This window comes from Arthrobacter sp. E1SS-5 (genome assembly GCF_057073715.1).
This window is the reverse complement of sequence record NZ_CP172703.1, coordinates 2,184,444-2,200,631: the sequence shown is the minus strand read 5'-3', so window position 1 is coordinate 2,200,631 and position 16,188 is coordinate 2,184,444. Positions and strand designations below refer to the sequence as shown.

17 protein-coding genes are annotated in these 16,188 nt (G+C 65.4%); 10 read left to right on the top strand and 7 right to left on the bottom strand.

All coding sequences use genetic code 11. From position 1 onward, the window contains the following. The 3 genes from ACIGJD_RS10155 to ACIGJD_RS10145 form a co-directional block, all read right to left on the bottom strand. Entirely contained in the window at positions 1 to 987 is a 987-nt protein-coding gene (locus ACIGJD_RS10155) for an FUSC family protein (protein WP_483689404.1), read from the bottom strand. A gap of 67 nt (positions 988 to 1,054) precedes the next feature. Continuing rightward, positions 1,055 to 3,274 (bottom strand): S8 family serine peptidase, encoded by a 2,220-nt coding sequence (locus ACIGJD_RS10150; RefSeq protein WP_483689403.1) that lies wholly within the window; start codon positions 3,272 to 3,274, stop codon positions 1,055 to 1,057. 142 nt (positions 3,275 to 3,416) lie between these two features. Next, on the bottom strand, positions 3,417 to 3,878 hold the full coding sequence (locus tag ACIGJD_RS10145) for a GatB/YqeY domain-containing protein (RefSeq protein WP_483689402.1): 462 nt from the start codon (positions 3,876 to 3,878) through the stop codon (positions 3,417 to 3,419). Positions 3,879 to 4,057: 179 nt separating this feature from the next. Between ACIGJD_RS10145 and ACIGJD_RS10140 the strand changes: the two genes are divergently transcribed. The 5 genes from ACIGJD_RS10140 (at position 4,058) to ACIGJD_RS10120 (ending at position 8,505) form a co-directional block, all read left to right on the top strand. Next, a complete protein-coding gene (locus tag ACIGJD_RS10140) occupies positions 4,058 to 5,662 on the top strand; it encodes a phospholipase D family protein (RefSeq protein ID WP_483689401.1) in 1,605 nt (534 codons plus the stop codon). 95 nt (positions 5,663 to 5,757) lie between these two features. Then, on the top strand, positions 5,758 to 5,931 hold the full coding sequence (locus ACIGJD_RS10135) for a CsbD family protein (RefSeq protein WP_142133841.1): 174 nt from the start codon (positions 5,758 to 5,760) through the stop codon (positions 5,929 to 5,931). 253 nt (positions 5,932 to 6,184) lie between these two features. Continuing rightward, entirely contained in the window at positions 6,185 to 6,403 is a 219-nt protein-coding gene (locus ACIGJD_RS10130; RefSeq protein WP_483689400.1) for a hypothetical protein, read from the top strand. A 183-nt stretch (positions 6,404 to 6,586) separates the two neighbouring features. Then, on the top strand, positions 6,587 to 7,423 hold the full coding sequence (locus ACIGJD_RS10125) for a formate/nitrite transporter family protein (RefSeq protein ID WP_483689399.1): 837 nt from the start codon (positions 6,587 to 6,589) through the stop codon (positions 7,421 to 7,423). Positions 7,424 to 7,479: 56 nt separating this feature from the next. Further along, positions 7,480 to 8,505 (top strand): NADPH:quinone reductase, encoded by a 1,026-nt coding sequence (locus ACIGJD_RS10120; RefSeq protein ID WP_483689398.1) that lies wholly within the window; start codon positions 7,480 to 7,482, stop codon positions 8,503 to 8,505. Positions 8,506 to 8,520: 15 nt separating this feature from the next. On the opposite strand, the gene ACIGJD_RS10115 is transcribed toward ACIGJD_RS10120, so the two are convergent. The 4 genes from ACIGJD_RS10115 to ACIGJD_RS10100 all read right to left on the bottom strand — a co-directional run bounded on the left by ACIGJD_RS10115 (position 8,521) and on the right by ACIGJD_RS10100 (position 11,327). Further along, positions 8,521 to 8,712, bottom strand: a complete 192-nt coding sequence (locus ACIGJD_RS10115) for a three-helix bundle dimerization domain-containing protein (RefSeq protein WP_236802735.1) — start codon at positions 8,710 to 8,712, stop codon at positions 8,521 to 8,523. Between the two features lie 199 nt (positions 8,713 to 8,911). Continuing rightward, positions 8,912 to 9,142 (bottom strand): hypothetical protein, encoded by a 231-nt coding sequence (locus ACIGJD_RS10110; RefSeq protein ID WP_142133846.1) that lies wholly within the window; start codon positions 9,140 to 9,142, stop codon positions 8,912 to 8,914. Positions 9,143 to 9,216: 74 nt separating this feature from the next. Further along, positions 9,217 to 10,188, bottom strand: coding sequence for a glycosyltransferase family 9 protein (locus ACIGJD_RS10105; protein ID WP_483689397.1), 972 nt, complete (start codon positions 10,186 to 10,188; stop codon positions 9,217 to 9,219). Then, positions 10,185 to 11,327 carry a glycosyltransferase family 9 protein gene (locus tag ACIGJD_RS10100; RefSeq protein WP_483689396.1) on the bottom strand — a complete coding sequence of 381 codons (1,143 nt, stop codon included), beginning with the start codon at positions 11,325 to 11,327 and terminating at the stop codon, positions 10,185 to 10,187. The genes ACIGJD_RS10105 and ACIGJD_RS10100 overlap by 4 nt, the downstream gene beginning before the upstream one ends. Positions 11,328 to 11,533: 206 nt before the next feature. Here ACIGJD_RS10100 and ACIGJD_RS10095 point away from each other — a divergent pair, with 206 nt between their 5' ends. From ACIGJD_RS10095 to ACIGJD_RS10075, 5 genes are all read left to right on the top strand, one after another. Then, positions 11,534 to 11,836: a DUF4193 domain-containing protein gene (locus tag ACIGJD_RS10095; RefSeq protein ID WP_018761323.1), complete on the top strand. Its 303-nt coding sequence runs from the start codon at positions 11,534 to 11,536 to the stop codon at positions 11,834 to 11,836. Between the two features lie 169 nt (positions 11,837 to 12,005). Continuing rightward, positions 12,006 to 12,746, top strand: a complete 741-nt coding sequence (locus ACIGJD_RS10090) for a M50 family metallopeptidase (RefSeq protein WP_483689395.1) — start codon at positions 12,006 to 12,008, stop codon at positions 12,744 to 12,746. 29 nt (positions 12,747 to 12,775) lie between these two features. Continuing rightward, positions 12,776 to 13,870, top strand: coding sequence for a glutathione S-transferase family protein (locus tag ACIGJD_RS10085; protein ID WP_483689394.1), 1,095 nt, complete (start codon positions 12,776 to 12,778; stop codon positions 13,868 to 13,870). Between the two features lie 39 nt (positions 13,871 to 13,909). Beyond that, positions 13,910 to 15,019 (top strand): serine hydrolase domain-containing protein, encoded by a 1,110-nt coding sequence (locus ACIGJD_RS10080; protein WP_483689393.1) that lies wholly within the window; start codon positions 13,910 to 13,912, stop codon positions 15,017 to 15,019. A 93-nt stretch (positions 15,020 to 15,112) separates the two neighbouring features. Then, the gene (locus tag ACIGJD_RS10075) at positions 15,113 to 16,165 is read left to right on the top strand and encodes an FUSC family protein (RefSeq protein WP_483689392.1); all 1,053 of its coding nucleotides are present in this window, start codon (positions 15,113 to 15,115) and stop codon (positions 16,163 to 16,165) included. The last annotated feature ends 23 nt before the right edge of the window (positions 16,166 to 16,188 follow it).

Genomic DNA, 16,188 nt, shown 5'->3' with positions numbered 1-16,188 from the left:
TTACCGACCTTCCCGGTACGCCGAACGATTGTGACTCCCTGCCGTCCGCGAACCGCGGCCAAGGACAAGGACCGCCACCGCCATGCCGACGACTGCACCGATCAGGGTTTCCAAGCCCCGCTCCGCAATCAGAATCCCTGGCTCGGTGGGATGGGCCAGCTCGGTCATGATCAGGATCAATGGCGTGAAAAACACCAATGCCAAGCCGTAGTGCCGGGTCATGAACAATTCCGTGGGGAACTGCAAAGCGGCAATCAGGACCACCAGCAGCACCGCACCAGGTTGCTGGGACAGGATCAGCGCGGTGACGCCGAGGCCGACGAAGGTTCCCAAAATGCGGTGGAGCCCGCGCCGTATACGGCCGGCAAAGTCGGCTCCGGCAAGCGGTACTGCCGCGGCAGCCATCGCCCAGTAGGCATGGCCGTCACCGGTGAGCTGGCCTGCTGCTCCCGCGCTGCCGACGGCGAGGACGTACGCCAGGGCATGGATTATGGCTACCCGCAGCCGCGCGCCTGTCAGCGATGGGGCTACCCTGCGTACGCCTGCCTCCCATGACGTCCGGCGCCAGACCCCGCCAGCCACGCCGACCGCTACCGAAAAGCCTGCAGAGGCGGCGGCGACAGCGACGACGACCGGAACCGGGGCAACGGGTGGAACGGACGCGCAGGCGCCCAGTGCGAAGATGCCGAAGAACGGCCCAACAGGTTTCAGGTTTGCCCGGTCTGCCGCCAATGAGCCGACGCCCGCTGCGAGTGATTCCACCAGGATCAGCACCCAGGATCCGGCTTGGGCTGCCGAGAGAACAGCACCGGCCGTGACCCCGGCGATCAGCAGTGCTGCGGCCGTCAGCTGGTGGTAGAGCCGCAGCTGGTGGCGCTCGTCCCGGCCGTACATTCCCGTGAAGGCGCCGAACACTGCGTAGATGGACAGGTCGGGGCGGCCGAGGACAAGCAGGGCCGCCAGGGGAACCGCAACGCTGACACCCACCCTGACGGCGGCAAGGTGGTCGTTAGTTGCCGGACGGACGGAGAGAAAGCCGATGGCCAGTTTGCCCCTACAGCCAGGAGATGTAGTAACCGCCCGGACTCCAGTGGATGACACCGCCTTGGTAGTTCTGGGCGACACTTCCATCATTGCCGGTTGAATATTCGTCGCTTGTCGGGTAGCCAAGGCGTCCGGATTCAAACCCTGTTGAGGCCCAGATGGATCGGGTGGCCCCAAAAGACGCGTGCGCTCCGGTTGCCGGTGACCAGATGATGGCCCCGCGTTGGTAGTTCTGGTAGACGCCGCCGTCGCGGAGCCCTGTTACTTCGTCTGTTACGGGATACCCCAGGACGCCGTTCTCGAAACCGGTCGCCGCCCATTCGCCGCGGATTGCTCCCACGGAGAGGTGTACTCCCGTTGCCGGTGACCAGATGATGGCCCCGCCCTGGTAGTTCTGGTAGACGCCGCCGTCACGGAGCCCGGAGACCTCATCCGTCAGCGGGTATCCCAGGCGGCCGTTCTCAAAGCCAGTGGCCGCCCAGAGTCCCCGGATCGCGCCCACCGAGATGTGTACTCCCGTTGCCGGGGACCAGATAATGGCCCCGCCCTGGTAGTTCTGGTAGACGCCGCCGTCACGGAGCCCGGAGACCTCATCCGTCACCGGGTATCCCAGGCGGCCGTTCTCAAAGCCCGTGGCCGCCCAGAGTCCCCGGATGGCGCCCTTGGAGACATGTGCTCCGGATGCAGGCGAGTAGAGGATGCATCCTTGCTCGAAACACTGGTATCCCCCGTTGTCCTTAAGGCCGTAAACCTCACCCGTGGTGGCCGCTCCGAGTGCGCCGTTCAGGGACGCTGCCTTGGCAGCTATCGGGGTCTGCGGGGCTGGAACGGCGACGGCGGCCGAAGCGTCGATGAGGCCGGCACCGCATCCTCCGGAGCAGGTTCCCGGGAGGGGACGGGCGGTGGCCTTGAGCTTTGCTTCGATTTGGGATGGCACCAGTGAGGGATCGGCGGCTTTCATTAGGGCGCCAACAGATGCCGCCATGGGCGTGGCCATTGACGTTCCCATCATGTACCCGTAGGTCTCGGCGCCCGGGCTGGTTGTTCCGGCATTCAGCGTGGAGAGAATCCCCGCATCGGTGTCGCCTCCCGGGGCCATGACGTCGACCGCGGGACCGAAGTTCGAGTACGACGCCTTGGAGCCGGACTTGTTGGTGGCGCCGATGGCGATGACGTTGTTGCAGTTCGCCGGCGCGTCGTTCGACGCTGCCTGGTTCTCGTTGCCTGCAGCCACGAAAACCGTGGAGCCCCGGTTCACGGCGCCATCAATGGCAGCCTGCATCGTGGCAGGGCATGCGGCAGTTCCGCCCACACTGAGGTTAATGGTTTTCGCCGGATTGGGGTTGTCGGGTACGCCGGTGACAGTTCCCCCGGAGGCCCAGGTAATGCCGTCGGAGACATCAGAGAGGTAACCGCCACAGGAACCGAGTGCGCGGACCGGCTCGATCTTCACGCCGGGAGCTGCGCCGCTGACTCCCTCGGCGTTATTGGCGACGGCGGCGATAATCCCGGCCACGTGAGTTCCGTGCCAGGATGAGTTGGCGGAGGAGCCGGAACCGCAGGCGCCTGCGGTCCGGAAGTCGCCCGGGTCGGAGGGATCAGGGTCCCTGCCGTCGCCGTCCCCTGAAGAAGCTGGATCCGCGATCATGTCGTAGCCCGCAATGACGTTGGCCTTGAGGTCGCTGTGCGCCGTGATGCCGGTGTCGACCACGGCGACGATCTGTCCCGTACCCGTGGTTTTATCCCAGACCGAGGGGACCCGGATGCCGACATTGGGATCGGACAGGGCCCACTGCTGGGCGTAGTAGGGGTCGTTGGGTGTGGCCGACGGGTACATGAGGATGTCAGGCTCCACTGAAGCGACATTCGCCCCCGCGGCAATGCTCTCCAGCATCCGCTGGGACTCGGCAGCGTTGAGCCGGCGGCTTGCTTTCACTACTTTTGCGTCCCCGGCCGTGGTCTTGACCTCCCGGACGTCGATGGAGGTATCACCGGCAGCCTTCGCATAGGTCTTGCCTCGTTCTACGGCGCTGCCCGCTGCTGAGGGCTTGAATTTGACGATGAACTGATCAGTGGGCAGCGCCGCGCCCGCAGAACTCCCCGGTGCGGAAGGACCAGGGGGCACCGCTGGGTTGTTTGCGGCGTTGGCAGTTGCTGCCGTGGCAGAGGCAACAATCGTGGTGGCGATCAACAGACCCATGGCGGTGTTGCCGATGCGGGCTTTTGTCATTCCAGTCTTCTTCGTGCGCATATCCACTCCTCTGGGCCTCCCAGTTCCACCAGCGAGCCTACTAACATCGCCCCGCCCGCGGGACCCCCTCATCATCCCCCAATGCATGTCGGTCAAACCCCCCAATGCACCCGGGTAGGGGTCAGGCCAGCCGGGCCCGTACGATCTCGCTGACGGCCTTGCCGTCGAAGCGTCCGCCGATCTTCGGGGTAACGGATTTCATGATGGACCCCATGGACCGCATCGTCAGCTCGGCGCCGTCCGCTTCCAGGCTGCCGATGACCTCGTCGACGATGGCTTCGGCTTCCTCACGGGTCAGTGCCTTTGGCAGGTAGGTCTCTATCACCTCAGCCTCGGCGATCTCCGCCTCCGCCCGGTCGGCGTGGCCCGCCGCGGAATAGGTGGCAGCGGTGTCCCTGCGCTTGGCAGCCTCCTTTTGCAGCAGCGCGGTGACCTGGAGGTCATCGAGGTCGATGGGTGTCTTTCCGGACTTTTCCCGCGTTTCGATCTCGCCCAGGACGTTCCGGACCGTGGTCAGGGCCACCTTGTTGCCGGCTTTCATATGGACGACGACGTCGCCCTTCAGCTTTTCCTTTAGTGACATGGTGATGTGCCTCATCTTCGTTAGCGGGGGAAATGGCTATGGCCAAGCCTATTCCGCCGCTCCATCGGCCGCTGCTGCTGGGCTTGCGGCCGCACCTTCCGCGGACAGCGGTTGCTCAGGTCCGTAGGCTAGTTTGGGAACCCAGTCGCCCGGTCCCCCGGGCCCGAAGGGAGCACCGAGTGGACAGCACGGTTGGCAAGTGGTTTCTGAACTGGGTCGAGCGTGGCAACCCCGCGTCTGATATCCAGGCGGGTGGCGCAGGAACTCCGGCATGGTCAGAAGGCAACCTGGTCCGCCCCCTGGTGCATGGAGCGGCCTACTTCTCCAGGCTGCAGGATGAGTTGCGAGGCCTCCAAGCGGGTGACAGGGTGTGGTTCACAGACTGGCGCGGCGACGCCGACGAGCAGATCGCAGCGGACGGGACCACGATTGGTGGGTTGCTGGCCGGACTGGCCAGGTCCGGAGTGGAAGTACGCGGCCTCGTCTGGAGATCCCACGGCGAGCGCATCTCTGCGCCCATCAGCGGCCGCTCCAACGAACTTCTCAGCCGGCAGATCAACGACGCCGGCGGGGAGGCCCTGTTGGATCAGCGGGTGCGGCTGTTCGGCTCGCACCACCAGAAACTGGTGGTCATCCGCCATCGCGACGACCCCTCCCGGGACGTCGCCTTCGTGGGGGGAATCGACCTTTCACACAGCCGCCGGGACGACGCCGGCCATGCCGGGGATCCGCAGGCGGTGAAGATGGATTCGAAGTACGGCCAGAGGCCCCCGTGGCATGACGCCGCCCTCGAACTGCGGGGCCCTGTAGTTGCCGATGTGCTGGCCGTGTTTGCTGAACGGTGGAACGACCCCCACCCGCTTGACCGGCACACGCCGTACCGGATGCTGTTGCAGCGCCTGGCCCGGATGCCGCGGCACCCCAAGCCACTTCCGGAGGCCGCTCCTCCCCCGCCCCCGGCCGGTCCGCATGCCGTACAGCTGCTGCGCACCTACGGCCTGAAGCACCCGCCCTTCCCGTTCGCCCCGGATGGCGAGCGCAGCATCGCGCGGGGCTATGCAAAGGCGTTCGGCCAGGCCCGCTCCCTCATCTACATCGAGGACCAGTATCTGTGGTCCCCCGAGGTGGCAAGCGGAATAGCAGCGGCTTTGGAGCGCAACCAGGAACTGAATGTGATCATCGTGGTGCCCAGGTACCCTGACTCCGACGGCTTCCTGGGCGGCCCGCCCCGGCGCTTGGGGCAATTGCGCGCCATCAGCATGCTCCGGAGGGCCGCACCGGACCGGGTGGGGGTGTTTGACCTGGAGAACTCCGAGGGGACGCCGATCTACGTCCATGCCAAGATCTGCATTATCGATGACACCTGGTTCACCTGCGGATCGGACAATTTCAACCGCCGGTCCTGGACCACCGACAGCGAGCTTACCTGCGCCGTGATGGACGCCTCTGCCGAAGGCCGGCAGGACGCCGGAGCACGCAGCCCAAAGCCCCGGCCTCTCGCCGCGGAGCTGCGGCGGCAGCTGTGGGCCGAACACCTCGCCCTGGACGAAGACGACCACCAACTCCAAATGGGTGGGGCGTTGCAGGTATGGAACCGCGCGGCCGATGCCCTGGACCGCTGGCACAGCACAGGCCGCCATGCGCCGCGGCCCCCTGGGCAGGTGCGCCGGCACGTCCCCGAACCCGTCCCGGCCCTCCACCGGCTTTGGGCCGAGCCGGTCTACCAGTTCATTGTTGACCCGGACGGCCGTCCCCGCGGACTACGCGGCACCACCCGTTTCTAATCCGGAAACTCCTAAGGACTTGAAAAATAGATCCTAAGCATGCTTATGATGTTGTCAGCCGATGCGAACGGCTGCCAACCACAGGAGGTAACACCATGGGACTGGGCGACAAAATTGAGAACGCTGCCGAAAAGGCCGGTGGCAAGGGCAAGGAAGCTGCGGGTAACGCCACTGGCGATGAGAGCCTGCGGGCCGAAGGCCAGGCGGACCAGGCAAAGGGCGGCCTGAAGCAGGCCGGCGAGAAGGTCAAGGACGCTTTCAAGGACTAACAAGCGACTCTTCAAAAGGGCGTACCCAGCGAACGGGGTGCGCCCTTTTGTCATGCCCCCGGGCCGGCACCGCAGCCACCCCTGCCTGCTGCCAGCGGGTCCCTAACCCCGGCTGGATTCCCCCAAGCTTGCCCGCGGGTGTTCCCGTGCCCTTGACACCGGAACCGCGTGGATCTTGGATCATTCTTAAGTCGTGCAGTGGGCGGTTCACTTATTGCATCCCCTGGTTCGGGATGGTTTTCAGGGAGCACACATGGATGCCGGGACCATACTCGGGTTCATTGCAGGGTACCTTGCAACCCTGGCAGGCGTATTTCTCCTCTATCTCCCGGTCATCGCACTGTTCGTAGCCCTGTTGGTTGCGGCCGGTGTCCTTCAACTGCTGTTGTTGCCCCTAATCATCCTGGTCCGCAGAATGCGGCACCGGACTTCTGACCAGGCCACGGACGGTTCCTGGATTCTGGGCCGCTAGACGCGAGACGCCAGGCAGCAGTGGGCGCGCCGCCAAACCGGGGACGTTAGCTGCTCAGCCTCTTCCCGCCCGCGCCTGTCCCGCCGTCGTCTCCTTCTGATTTCAGGTGCCCGGATGGGTGGGACCGGCTCCAGCGGGTACTTACCCAGTAGCAGTGCAGGCGATCCGGCAGTGGAGAGGCACATGAGCGAAGAACGACGGCGGGAACTCGGGGAGTCCGACGCCCCACTTGAGCATGACCTTCAGGAGTCGTTCGAACGGACGGTGGGCCAGGGGGCTGAGCGGCTGCATCGCACCATGCGGAACATCCTTGTCACCGGCGTGTTCGGTGGCTTTGAAGTGGGCCTCGGCATCATGGCATACCTGGCGGTGCTCCATGAAACGGGAAACCATCTGCTCGCGGGCCTGGCTTTCAGCATGGGGCTCATCGCCCTCCTGCTGGCACACAGTGAGCTGTTCACGGAGAACTTCCTGATGCCTGTTGCGGCCGTCGCTGCAAAGGAAGCGAGCTACACCCAACTGGCAAAACTGTGGGGAGGAACTCTCATATCAAACCTGCTGGGCGGTTGGATCTTCGTCTGGATCGTCATGGTGGCATTTCCCGAATGGTCAATGGTGGTCAGCGAGAGCGCCCACCATTTCGTTGATGCACCGTTCTCACTGCAGTCCATCGCCTTGGCAGTCCTGGGCGGAAGCACCATCACCCTCATGAGCAGGATGCAGCAAGGCACGGACAACGACGTGGCGCGCATTGTGGCCACCGTTATCGGCGGGTTCCTGCTGGCTGCGCTGCCGCTCTTCCATTCAATCCTCGACTCCCTGCTGATCTTCGCTGCGATCCACTCCGGCGCTGACATCAACTACGCGCAGTGGCTGGGCTGGTTCGGCTACACGCTGCTGTTCAACGTGCTCGGCGGCATCATCCTGGTAACCCTCCTGCGCCTGGTGCGGACAAAGGAACTTATCCAGAAACGCCGCGCGGAGGCACCTGCCGACCCCGATGCCGCCCGTAAACCCTGACCAGCAGCGGTAGCTTGGAACCCGTAGGAATTTTGCAACCGGACGTGGGAGAAGATGTGAAAGCAATCGTGTACGACGCAACGGGTCCGTCATCTGTCCTGAAGCTGCAGGACAAACCGTTAGCTGATCCAGGTGCGGGCGAAGTACGGGTCCGTCTGGTGGTGTCCGGGGTGAATCCCACCGACTGGAAGTCACGGTCCGGCAGCGGAAGCAACAAGCTGGCCGCCCCCAAGGTTCCCAACCAGGACGGAGCCGGCGTTGTCGACCAACTGGGGTCCGGGGTAGCCGGTTTCAACGTGGGGGACCGTGTGTGGCTCTGGGATGTCGCATGGGCCGGGAATGAAGGTACGGCGCAGGAATACGTCGTTGTGCCAGCTCATAAGGTGGTGGCATTACCAGACGCCGAATCCTTCGATACCGGTGCCTCGCTGGGAATCCCTGCGCTGACAGCACACCGCGCCCTGACCTCGAACGAAGACGGACCGGACAGGCTCTCCCCCGGAGCCCTGGCGGGCCGCAGCGTATTGGTCACCGGAGGTGCAGGGGCAGTGGGGCACGCGGCTATCCAACTGGCACGCTGGGCCGGGGCTGCCGTCATCACCACCGTCAGCGGAGACCATAAGGCTGAACTTGCCCGGCGTGCCGGCGCTGAAACGGTCGTTAACTACCGGACGGAGGACGTGGTCCAGGCCGTCAAGGCAGCGGCACCGGACGGTGTGGAGATCATCGTGGACGTCAACGCACCGGCCAACATCGAAACAGACCTGCAGGTCCTCAAACGTGGCGGCACCGTCTCCATATACGCAGCCAATCCCGGGGAATCGCTCAACGTACCCATCCGCGAAAGCATGACTAAGAACGTCCGCTACCAGTTCATCCTCACCTACACGGTGACGGACCGACAGAAAGAGCATGCTGTAGCGGCCGTCGCCGAGGCCCTGGCGGCGGGCGCCCTGCGGGTCGGCGACGACCACGGGCTGCCCCTGACGCGCTTCAGCCTGGAGCAGACGGCCGCAGCGCATGATGCTGTGGAACAGGGAGCCAACGGGAAGGTGCTCATCGACGTCGCACCTGCACCCTAATCCGCTTCGCCGGTTTCAGCGCGAGAGGCGGTCCCGGGCGGCGTGTTCAACCAGGACAGGTATGAACGCGCGGACCCTGCCGGTGTCCAAAAGGCTGTGCTCCTGCTGGACCACGTCCTCGATGTGTTCCCTGGGCAGGGCGGGAAACTTCACCGCAAGCCTGTCCACCACGTCGCCCAGCGCCCGCAACTCTTCGCTTACTCCCATCGGGAAAGTGTCAGCGTTTCAGGGAAGGCCGTCAAGACTTGACGCGCAAGGCTGCGGCAGGCAAGGGAAGCGACAAACAGTGTCCGTCGCACGTTCAGCAGCCCAACAGAGCAAAGCGTCCGACGGCGGGCGCCTGACCGGGCGCGGCCGGGCTACCGCGGGTGCTCCACGCCGATGCACCCGCGGTAGTACGCCGTCCTCAGTGCGGGTGCAGCCTGCGGCTCCGGGGGTGCCGGTTGCGCCCCTGGGGGTGGGAACCGGCAGCGACCGGCCGGTACTCAATCCGCCGCTTCTCCGTCCGAATGTCGCGCCGTTCCTGCCGCCGCGCTTTCCTTTCGGGGCGGTCAATGGCGGACAGGATCGTCAGCGTCACGGTAATCCACAAGAACGCCGTTCCCAACACCAAGGCGATTTCCAGCTCAGTGCTCATGCACCAATTTTAGGCCGCAGGGGCAGCACTCCAACCCTGCGGACCCACATCAACGGCCAGTAATTCCACAGCGTTTACAGAAGCCCCAGCCCCCTTACGGCAGCCATGACATCGGGCACCTGGACCGCCAGCAGGGCAGGATCGGGTTGGGCCGCGAACGTGTCCCCGCGCCGGAGTTCCGCGCGGGTGAGGACCACATGCGGCCCCGGAGGGGGGCCCCAGATTTCAGGCGGGGCCGGACCGAACAGCACCACCGAGGGTGTCCCGTACGCGGATGCCAGATGTGCGGCCCCGGTGTCGGCCGAGACCACCAGGCGTGCGGAGGCGATCGTGGCGGCGAACTCGCCAAGGCTCAACACCCCGGCAAGGACGGCGGTGCCCGGAAGACCTGCGAGACGGCACACTTCCTCCGCCCGTTCCCGTTCCGATGTCCCGCCGGTGAACACCACCTGGTGTCCCGCTCCTGCGAGCGCCGCGGCCACCGCCGCAAAGCGCTCCGCCGGCCACAGCCTGCTGCCGTAGGCAGCCCCCACGTGCAGGACGGTGGCGCCCGGGACCGGGCTGGGCATGTGCGGTGTGTTCAACTGCACGTCCAGCGGATCGGCTTCGATGCCATGCCACTCCACGAGCCTTACCCAGCGTTCGCGCTCGTGCAGCTCAGGCCGCCAAGGAGGGCCGTCCCGGTGCCCACTTCGGTGGCCAACGGTCTGCCGTGCCTTCAACGCCTCGATCCGCCCCTGGCTCTCCGGACCGCTGCCGTGCAGATTGACGGCCACGTCCACCACACCCGGTTCCATCGCCAGCGGCTCATCCAGGCCGTGCGTCGGGAGCAGCTCATAGCCGCCCACCAACCCCAGGGCTTCGGACAACCAGCCCTGGGCCGCATAGCGCAGCCGGTGTTCGGGGAAAGCGCGCCGGATTCCCTTCAAGGCCGGCACCGCGACCAGCAGGTCGCCCAGCTTCAAGGCCCGCAGGACCAGGAGCTCCGGCTTCCCATCGGCAGGAATCGTGTCGCTGGACTGCCGGGCCGTTTCGGCGCCGGTCATGCGTCCTGCCTGGCGAACTTGGTGGCGGTAAGGCTAAGGACGTCCCCGTACACTTCAGGCACCCCGATGCCGGCCACCACTGAGTCGTCGTGTTCACAGCGTGGTGCCGTCCAGCCGACCTGGGTGACATCAACGCCGCAGGTGGGGCAGGTGGTCACCCAGGAGGCGTGCACGCGGTGGAGGCTCCTGCCCAGGGCGCCGGCGTTGATCACGTTGCCCGCCCAGAAAATTCCCACCGTGGGCACGCCCAGCGCCTGCGCAAGGTGGCGGGGACCGCTGTCGTTCGCCACGACAGCATCAGCTTGGGCCAGCAGCGCCACCAGTCCCGCCATGTCGAGTGCCCCGGCTACGGAGCGCACGCCGGCTGACGCCGCCTGCACGGCAATTCCCTCCGCCAGGTCCTGCTCGCTGCTGTCCCCAACGATGACCACGCGGAACCCGTCAGCCGCGCAGGCGGCCGCCAGTTCGGCGAACTTCTCCGCCGGCCAACGACGGCGGGGGTCGGTGGCGCCGGGATGGATCACCACCAGCGGCTGGCCGGGCTCGCCGTCGGCAGCCTCCGGGGCTGCTCCCCCTACGATGGGTGCCAACCGGGCCTCAAGGTCAATGGGGAAGGCGCCGGCGAAGCCGGCCACCTCCAGGGCGCGCAGCGGTTCGTGCTGGTAATAGAGGTAGGGGATGGTGCGTTCCAGGCTGGCGGCATCTGCTGTCCTGGTGCCCACTGTGTGGCGCGCCCCCAAGCGCAGCAGGAATGGATTCGAATACCGTCCGCCGCCATGGACCTGGACGGCGAGGTCGAAGTTCCGGCTGTGCATCTGCGCAAAGAACCGCTCCAGCTCTTCCGGATCCTCTTCGCCGGGCCGGACTCCCTCGGCGAAGGGCAGGACCACCACTTCATCGACGGGGCTATCCAGTGCCGCGAGCAGCGCCTTGTGGATCGGCGTTCCCAGCAAGGTGATGGTCGCTGCCGGGTAGGCCGTCTTCAACGCCGCCATGGCCGGGATCGCGAAAATCAGGTCCCCGAGGCCGCCCCCACGCAGGACCACGATCCTGGACACTGCGTCGAACTTCTCCAGCACGGGACCGACACCCACGCCGACTTGTCCGGCACCGCCGAACTCTGCGGTGAGTTGCTCCAAAATCTGCCCCTTTCGTCACACGGAGGGAACAGCAACCGGCCGTCCCTCCATTGCCCATGCCACCGCGATACGGTTCCAAACCCGCGGCCGCTCCTATGAACCTTTACCCAATCGGCGTCGGATCTACGCTTCCTGTTGGGGAATACCGGCTCCATGCTGTACGTTTCATACCCGACAGCCCATCAAAGAAAAGAGAAGCACCCAAAGTGGCAACCGATTACGATGAACTGCGTTCCGACGTCAAGGAATCGCAGGACAACTCACTCGAGCAGCTCCAGTCAGCGAATGCTCCCGACGCCCGTAGCGTCGTGCAGGAGTTGGACGAAGCTGACGGGCTGGACGGCGCCGGGGTCCCTGGCGGCGAATTCGTCGCTGAGGAACTCGTAGTCCAGGTCATCCCGCAGGCTGAGGACGAGTTCACCTGCTACTCCTGCTTCCTGGTCCGCCACCGGTCCCAGATCGCCCGGCAGAAAGACGGCCACAGCTACTGCACCGAGTGCGAAGGCTAGGGTCAAAACCTTCCACCAGTGGCAAAACCACTACTTTTGCCCGAAAGGCACGCCGCACCAGGCGTGCCTTTCGGTTTTAAGCATTCACCCAGCCCGGCTTCGTAAAGTTGGGCACAAGACGTACGACGCCGGCACTCCCCCGCTTCGGCCCGGCAGCCAGGAGGCAACGGTGGACAGTCCCGCCAACATATGGAACGCGTTCATCGCGGCCTTCACCCAAACAGCGGCGCCTGCCGTCACATGGGTTGAGATGCTCCTGTCCCTGGCAGCCGCCGTTGCCCTGTCCATTCCGCGCCGCAGCTGGCGCTACTTCGGGCTCCTCGCCACCGCCACACACGAACTGGGCCACGCGTTTGCCGCCGTCACCTCCGGCCAGCGACTAACAGGAATCCGGCTCCGGCTTGATCATTCGGGGACCACCACCACGTACAGCCGGAGCAGGCTGGCGGCCGCGTGGTCGTGTTTCTGGGGCTACCCTGTGCCAGCCATGGTGGGTGCAGCTTTCGTATGGTGTGGGCTCAACGGTTGGGGCCCGGCAGCCATGGCCACCAGCGCGCTGGTCCTGGCCGCGTCACTGGTCTTCCTGCGCAACCTGGCAGGATTCGCCATCACCGCGGCAGCCATTGCCGGCGCCGCCGCCCTGGGGTTCCTTGCGCCTGTTTCCGTCGTTGGTCACGTGGCCGTCGTCCTCGGCCTGGCACTGCTGGTGGCCGGCGTCCGCGACCTGCTGAAACTTACCAACGTGCACCTCCGCCGCCGGGACCGGCTGTCCAGCTCCGATGCCTACCTCCTGTACCGCGCCACCTCGATCCCGTCCGGGATCTGGATAACCCTGTTCACGCTGATCGTTACCGGGGCATGGCTGGTGGCCTGGCAGCCAATTTCGATGATCCTGCTGAAAGGCGCCTAGATTCCCAAAGCGGCGCCTAGGCTGGTGGCATGAGCCAGGAAACGGAAAGCACCCACACAGCGGCCGGCGGCATCAACGGGCACAGCACCCGCGGAGCCTATGTGACCGGCGGAGCGGAATTCACCCGCGACACCAATTACATCGAAGACCGCATCACCAGGAACGCCGCTCCCGGCAGCAACGGCGAGCCGGGCTGGCCGGTAGAAGCCGGGCGATACCGCCTCATCGCCGCCAGGGCCTGCCCCTGGGCAAACCGCACGGTCATTGTGCGCAGGCTGCTGGGGCTGGAAGAGGCAATTTCACTGGGCCAGCCCGGCCCCACCCACGACGCCCGGTCCTGGACCTTCGACCTTGATCCCGGCGGCGTGGACCCGGTCCTTGGGATCGAACGCCTGCAGGAGGCATACTTCAAGCGTTTTCCCGGCTACCCCCGGGGCATCACCGTGCCCGCCGTCGTGGATGTAAACAGCGGCGAAGTTGTGACCAACAACTTCCCCCAAATCACCCTTGACTTCTCCACCGAGTGGACGGAGTTCCACCGGCCCGGCGCCCCGCAGCTCTACCCCGAGCACCTCCGCGACGAGATCGACCAGGTGAACAAGCGGGTCTTCACGGAGGTCAACAACGGCGTCTACCGCTGCGGGTTCGCCGGCTCGCAGGAGGCTTACGATTCAGCGTACGAGCGCCTGTGGACTGCGATGGACTGGCTTGAGGACCGCCTCTCGCGGCAGCGCTACCTGGTGGGCGACACTATCACCGAGGCGGATGTTCGGCTGTTCACCACGCTCGCCAGGTTCGATCCCGTGTACCACGGACACTTCAAGTGCAACCGGCAGAAGCTGAGCGAAATGCCCAACCTGTGGGGTTACGCGCGGGACCTGTTCCAAACGCCGGGTTTTGGGGACACGATCGACTTTGTGCAGATCAAGCGTCATTACTACATCGTGCATGAGGACATAAACCCCACCGGCATTGTTCCCGCGGGCCCTGACCTCGGCGGATGGCTGCACGACCATGGCCGCGAATCCCTGGGCGGGCGCCCCTTCGGTGACGGCACCCCTCCCGGGCCTGTCCGGCAGGGTGAGGAAGTGGCACCAGGACACGGCGCCGCCAAAGAGCGCTAGTCCCGCAAAGGAAACCGCTTTCCCTCTACACTGTCAGGCATGCAGACTTCTCTGGGTTTTGTGGCGCCGGGATACGAAAACGTCCTGGCCCTGTTCGAGTCCCTGCTCGCCGAGGATTCCCGTTACAGCGCGCAACTGGCTGCCTATCACCAGGGTGTGCCGGTAGTGCGCCTGACCGGCGGGCCCGACATGACCGCCGACACGCTGACCGGCGCGTATTCGTGTTCGAAAGGCGTTGCCGCCATGGTTATCGCCCTCCTTGTGCAGGATGGCGTTCTGGACCTGGACAAGACAGTGGCCCACTACTGGCCCGAGTTCGCGACCCATGGAAAGGACAGGCTGCTGGTCAGGGAGGCTCTGTCCCACCAGGCCGGGCTTCTGGGCGTTGACGGCGGCTTTGCCATCGAAGAGTTCACAACAGCCCGGGCCGCCGGCCGGCTCGCCGCCGCCGCTCCCGCTTGGGAGCCTGGCCGGCAGTTCGGCTACCACGCGCTCACCATTGGGATCCTGATGGAGGAGTTGTGCCGCCGGACCACAGGCGAGGCGCTGCAGGATGTTTATGAGCGGAGGATCCGCAAACCCCAGGAAGTGGATTTCTTCCTCGGCCTTCCCGAGGACCTGGACTCACGGTACCGGGACGTCCTCTACGAGGAGGAGCCTGGCCAACCGTGGGTGGACCCCCTCAGCCTTGAGGGCCTAAACAGCAACGCCCCGGTGAGCGGCATCATGGAACTGCCAAACATCCGGTCTGTGCGCGCCGCGGGCATGTCTGCCGCCGGCGGCGTGGGCTCTGCTGACGGACTGGCCCGGTTGTACGCCGCCGCTACGACCGGCGTCCAGGGCATTGAGCCGTTCCTCACAGCGGACACCATCACGGCAATGACGCGAGAGCAGGTGTGGGGACTGGACCGGTCCTCGGGGCTGGACAATGCCTTCGCCGTCGTCTTCATGAAACCGCATCCCTCGCGGAACTTTGGCAGCCACCGCGCCTTCGGCCACGAGGGCGCCAACGCGGCCCTCGGGTTCGCCGACCCGTCCTATGGCCTGAGCTTCGGGTATATCCCCCGGCGCGCGGAAGAGGGTCGTACTCCGGGCCGGGCCCACCGCCTGGCAGCTGAGGTAAGGCGCTCAACAGCAGGTTTGTCCTGACGCACCCCCGGCCCTACTGTTGTCCGGATGGGCAATACTCAGGCACGGCCGGATGCACGGTGGGCTCGGGGGACCCAATTTCTTAGACAATCGGTGGCGGGACTTTCTGCTGCCTTCGCGGCACAGCGACTGCAACTGGCGGGGAAGGCGGCCATAGCGGCGGGGCTTGCCTTCGCCATTGCGCCGCTCATGCCGGGCGCGGCATCGCACTACGCGTACTACGCGCCGCTGGGTGCACTGGTGGCGATGTACCACAACGTCGCCGGTTCGGTGAAGCAGGGGGCCCAGGCCTTGGCCGGGCTTGCGATGGGTATTGGCCTCGCTTTCGTCCTGGTGAGCATCAGCGAACCCTCACCACTGACGGTCGCCCTGTTCATGGGGGTGGGCGTGTTGCTGGGCGGGTTGCCGGGCATCGGGTCAGGCAGCGATTGGATTCCGACGGCGGCCCTGCTGGTTCTGCTGGTCGGCGGCAGTAATGCGGAAGATTTCTCGTACGGCTACCTGGTGCAGATGGCGGCAGGAGTGGCGGTAGGCATTGCAGTGAATTTCCTGATCTTCCCTCCGTTGCACCTCAACGCGGCTGCCTCAAGCCTGGCTGACCTGCGGCTCGCATTGGGCCGGCAGCTGACGGACATGGGCGCCGCCCTCAAGGAGAAATGGCCGCCGGAGCACGAGGACTGGTCGCGCAGGTCGGACGAACTGGCGGAAGCGGCACGCTCAGTGCGGCATCTGGTCAAGGAAGCGGACGCCAGCCGCCGCGCCAATCCACGCCGGAAACTGCACCCGCGCGACATCGACCGGGATTACCAGGACCTGAGAAACCTGGAACGGGTCACCTTCCATATCCAGGACATGACGGACGTGCTTTCCGACGTGATCTGGGAAGATGACGTGCCCTACGCCATCCCTTTGCAGGACAACGAACCTCTCGCAGACGCCATCACGGCCACCGGGGAACTGGTGTCCACGGACACCGAGGGTGACGCCCAGGAATGGAAGGACCGCTACGACGCTGCCGTTGCGGCGGTGGAGGCCTGCATGGCCGCCACCGCCGCCAGGCCCGCTTCGCAGGGAACGGTCCCTGCGTCAGAATCGGTCCTGCTCAGCCTTCACCGGATCCTGCGTGCGGTGCGGCCGAAGGACTAATGCCGGATGTCCCGCGCCACTGT

Bases quoted from the DNA above. Each gene is read 5' to 3' on its own strand.
- ACIGJD_RS10150 (WP_483689403.1), bottom strand. From the start codon at position 3,274: ATGACAAAAGCCCGCATCGGCAACACCGCCATGGGTCTGTTGATCGCC.
- ACIGJD_RS10145 (WP_483689402.1), bottom strand. From the start codon at position 3,878: ATGTCACTAAAGGAAAAGCTGAAGGGCGACGTCGTCGTCCATATGAAA.
- ACIGJD_RS10135 (WP_142133841.1), top strand. From the start codon at position 5,758: ATGGGACTGGGCGACAAAATTGAGAACGCTGCCGAAAAGGCCGGTGGC.
- ACIGJD_RS10130 (WP_483689400.1), top strand. From the start codon at position 6,185: ATGGATGCCGGGACCATACTCGGGTTCATTGCAGGGTACCTTGCAACC.
- ACIGJD_RS10125 (WP_483689399.1), top strand. From the start codon at position 6,587: ATGAGCGAAGAACGACGGCGGGAACTCGGGGAGTCCGACGCCCCACTT.
- ACIGJD_RS10115 (WP_236802735.1), bottom strand. From the start codon at position 8,712: ATGGGAGTAAGCGAAGAGTTGCGGGCGCTGGGCGACGTGGTGGACAGG.
- ACIGJD_RS10110 (WP_142133846.1), bottom strand. From the start codon at position 9,142: ATGAGCACTGAGCTGGAAATCGCCTTGGTGTTGGGAACGGCGTTCTTG.
- ACIGJD_RS10105 (WP_483689397.1), bottom strand. From the start codon at position 10,188: ATGACCGGCGCCGAAACGGCCCGGCAGTCCAGCGACACGATTCCTGCC.
- ACIGJD_RS10085 (WP_483689394.1), top strand. From the start codon at position 12,776: ATGAGCCAGGAAACGGAAAGCACCCACACAGCGGCCGGCGGCATCAAC.
- ACIGJD_RS10080 (WP_483689393.1), top strand. From the start codon at position 13,910: ATGCAGACTTCTCTGGGTTTTGTGGCGCCGGGATACGAAAACGTCCTG.